Below are 3,605 nucleotides of genomic sequence, written 5' to 3' on the forward strand. Positions count from 1 at the left end.
GCCGAGCGGACACACTTTTTGCTACTTAACCCGCGCTGCCGGCCCCAGCACAAGCCCAGCAATAGCAAAAATCCCGGCTGAATCTTCCAGCCGGGATTTTTCTGTCTAAAGTTTTACTTCTGAGCGTCGCCCAGAACCTTGTTCACAGCGTCGGTGGCCTTGTCCTTCAGCTCGTTGGCCTTTTCCTTGATGTCGGACTTGGTCTGGTCTGCGCGACCCTCGTTGGCCAGATCGTCGTTGTTGGTAGCCTCGCCGGCGGCCTCCTTGGCCTGACCTGCGACACCCTCTGCCTTGTTCTTCAGATCGTCGATGGACATGTAGTGACCTTTCCTTTCGTTGGGGTCTGCCCACCGGGCCGGGCCGCGGTCACGGCCCTCGAATCACCCAGCGGGCATGGTGGCTTTAATTGTACTCGTAAAAGCCCTTGCCGGACTTGCGTCCGGTGTGGCCTGCGGTGACCATGCGGCGCAGCAGCGGCGGGCATGCGTAGCTCGGGTCGCCGAACTCCTTGTACATGACGTCCGCGATGAAAGCGCAGGTATCCAGGCCAACCATGTCGGCCAGGGTCAGCGGGCCCATCGGGTGGTTGGCGCCCAACTTCATACCCGTATCGATGTCCTCCGGGGTTGCCACGCCGTTTTCCACCATGCGAATGGCGGAAAGCATGTACGGCACCAGCAGGAAGTTCACGATAAAGCCGGAACGGTCCTTCGCACGGATGGCCTGCTTGCCCAGGGTCTCGGTGGCGTAGGTCTGTGCAACCTCAACGACGTCCTCGTCGGAGGTCAGCGCCGGGATGACCTCCACCAGCGGCAGAACCGGAACGGGGTTGAAGAAGTGCAGGCCCAGCACACGGCCCGGGTTCTTGGTGGCGCTGGCGATGGTCTGGATCGGCAGGGAGGACGTGTTGGAGCACAGTGGCGCCTTCTTATCCTCAACGATCTCGTCCAGCTTGGCGAAGACATCCTTCTTGATGTCCTCGTTCTCGATGATGGCTTCCATCACCAGCTCGCGGTCAGCGAAGTCTTCCAGCTTGGTGGTGAAGGTCAGTCGGCCGAGCGCTGCGTCGCGGTCTTCCTCGGACAGCTTGCCGCGGCTCACGGCCTTCTCCAGCGACTTCTCGATGCGAGTCTTACCCGCATCGGCGAACTCCTGCTTGGCCTCCCATACCAGCACGTCGCTGCCGGCCTTGGCTGCGACCTCTGCGATACCGGCTCCCATCAGGCCTGCACCGATGACACCTACACGCTGAACCATGGTCACTCCTTTTTTATAGGTTTATTCGTACTTGATCCAGACTACCGATGTTGCCGACCCTGATGTGGCTAACGCTATTCCTGGCCTATTCCCGACCTATTTCTTATCGACGCCCTCTTCTTCCGCCGCCTTTTCGTCCTCAGCAGGGTCGTCCGTAATCAGCTCGCCTTCCTGGTCGTACATCGGGCGTGTGGGCGAGATTTCTGCGTCATTATCCACGTCGCCAACGATTCCCAGGTCTCCCTCAATGCGCACGTTACCGGGGATAACGAGGTTTCCTTCCGCGTCGTATTCGAAGCGTGCGTGCTCGTTGCCCTCATTGTCATAGCCCGGCGCCGGGCGGGATTCGTGCTCGGCCAGCTTCTCAGCGGAGTCGGTCTTGCCCCACTGGCGGCTCGGCGGCTCGGGGCGAGCCGCCGAGTCGTCATTCATGCCCTTAATAAGCGAGTACATCATCACGAAGTTAAACAGCACGAATGGGAAACCGATGATGATCACCGTTTGCTGCAGCGCATCAATTCCGGAATCCGGAGCCATGATGAGAATCGCGCCCGCGACAGCGCCGATCATGATGCACCACAACAGGCGGTACATCAGCGGGGTCTTGCCCTCTACACCGGCGGCGAACATGTCGTTGATCAATGCGGCAGAGTCGATCGAGGTGACGAAGAAGATGGCAATAACGAACAGCGCCAGGATGCTGATAGCCAGCGTCCATGGGAAGTGCTCCAGGAACGCAAACAGCGCGGTAGCCGGGTCGCCCTGCTCAACGATCGGCTTGGTCAGCACACCCGGTTCCTTCTTCTCGATGTCCAGTCCGGCGTAACCGAAAACGGAGAACCAGAGGATCGTGAATGCCGTCGGCAGCAGCAGAACGCCACCAATGAACTCACGGACAGTGCGGCCACGGGAAATGCGGGCGACGAACATGCCAACGAAGGGCGACCAACAGATTGTCCATGCCCAGTAAAACACCGTCCACTTGCCCTGCCAGCCGGGGTTGACCTGCTGGGAGTCGGACCAGAACATGATCTTCGGCAGGTATTCCGCGTACAGGCTTGTTGCATCCATCGTGCCGCGCAGGAGCAGCAGCGTCGGGCCGGTCAGAAGAATGAAAACCATCAGGGCGGTGGCCGCCAGGATGTTGATGTTGGATAGCCACTTAATACCCTTGGATAGCCCCGTGGCGACCGAAATGGACGACGCGGTGACGATCACGACCAAGATAATGATCTGCACCCACGCTACGTTCTGTGCACCGAACACCGTGGCCAGGCCAGAGTTGATCTGCAGCGTACCGAGTCCGACCGACACCGCGATGCCGAAAACGGTGCCGATGATAGCGAGGGCGTCAATAAGCTTTCCGGGCCACGAGTAAATGCTCGCCCCAAGGATCGGCGCAAAGATGCTGGACACACGCGGCGGCAAGTGGCGCTTGTAGATGAAGTAACCCAAGGCCAGGCCAGGCAGTGCGAAGATGACCCACATGTGCAGGCCGAAGTGGTACAGGGTGAAGCCCATGGCTTCCCCGATGGCCTCGGTACTCATCGGCTCTGCGTCCTGCATCGGAACGTTGACGACGTGGTTGATCGGCTCGGCCACACCGTAGAACATCAGCACTGAACCCAAACCACCGGCGAAGAGCATGGCGAACCAGGACGTGGTTCTAAAAGCTGGCTCCTCGCCCTCTACGCCCAGACGCATCCGGCCAAAGCGCGAAACGAACAGCACCATCAGGAACAGGAAGGCCAGAGAGATGCTGCCGATGTAGAGCCAGTTGAAGTTCTCCAGCAGCCAGTTAGCACCTGTGGACAGGCTACTTGCGGCCTTGTCCTTCAAGATGATCGCAGCAGAGACGAAAGCAACGATAAAGCCGAAGGAGACCCAGAAAATAAGCGGGTCAACTTTCACCTTTTCCGCAGTAGCCTTGCCCGAGGTGGTGTCCGCGGCGCTATCCGCGGTGGTTTTGTCTTTTGACGCCTTGGCCGTGGCCTTGGCGGTAGATGATTCGCCTTCCATGGCGGGATCACACCCTAAATTCTTGCTAGTTCGTGTGTAGCCGGGAGATCCGACTTACTGCCCTACCCTAGTGCCTCGGCCAGACAAGTTCCGACGCGGCCTCCCCAACTAGTGCCCCAGAAGGTCCTTCGGCTCTCCGGCAAACCAGCAAACAATATGTAGAGGCCTTGCAGATCGTACACAGCTTATTTCCAGAAAGACTGTTTACATTGGGCACTAGTGGTCAACAGAAAGGAATCACATACGAACGGTCATTTCTCCTCTTGAAACGTCAGCAAGAAGCCCCCAGGTTTTAAGTGAACTGCTCCCCATTAGTTGGACTGAGAAAT

At 58.6% G+C, this 3,605-nt stretch carries 3 protein-coding genes; all 3 read right to left on the minus strand.

All coding sequences use genetic code 11. The features are described from left to right. Window positions 1–113: 113 nt before the first annotated feature. Window positions 114–311, minus strand: coding sequence for a CsbD family protein (locus tag HMPREF2678_RS07685; RefSeq protein WP_187401719.1), 198 nt, complete (start codon window positions 309–311; stop codon window positions 114–116). A 91-nt stretch (window positions 312–402) separates the two neighbouring features. Next, window positions 403–1,257, minus strand: a complete 855-nt coding sequence (locus HMPREF2678_RS07690) for a 3-hydroxybutyryl-CoA dehydrogenase (protein ID WP_070551851.1) — start codon at window positions 1,255–1,257, stop codon at window positions 403–405. 96 nt (window positions 1,258–1,353) lie between these two features. Next, window positions 1,354–3,276 (minus strand): BCCT family transporter, encoded by a 1,923-nt coding sequence (locus HMPREF2678_RS07695; RefSeq protein WP_246817915.1) that lies wholly within the window; start codon window positions 3,274–3,276, stop codon window positions 1,354–1,356. Between the last annotated feature and the right edge of the window lie 329 nt (window positions 3,277–3,605).

This window comes from Corynebacterium sp. HMSC058E07, from assembly GCF_001809885.1.
GTDB classification, from domain to species: domain Bacteria; phylum Actinomycetota; class Actinomycetes; order Mycobacteriales; family Mycobacteriaceae; genus Corynebacterium; species Corynebacterium macclintockiae.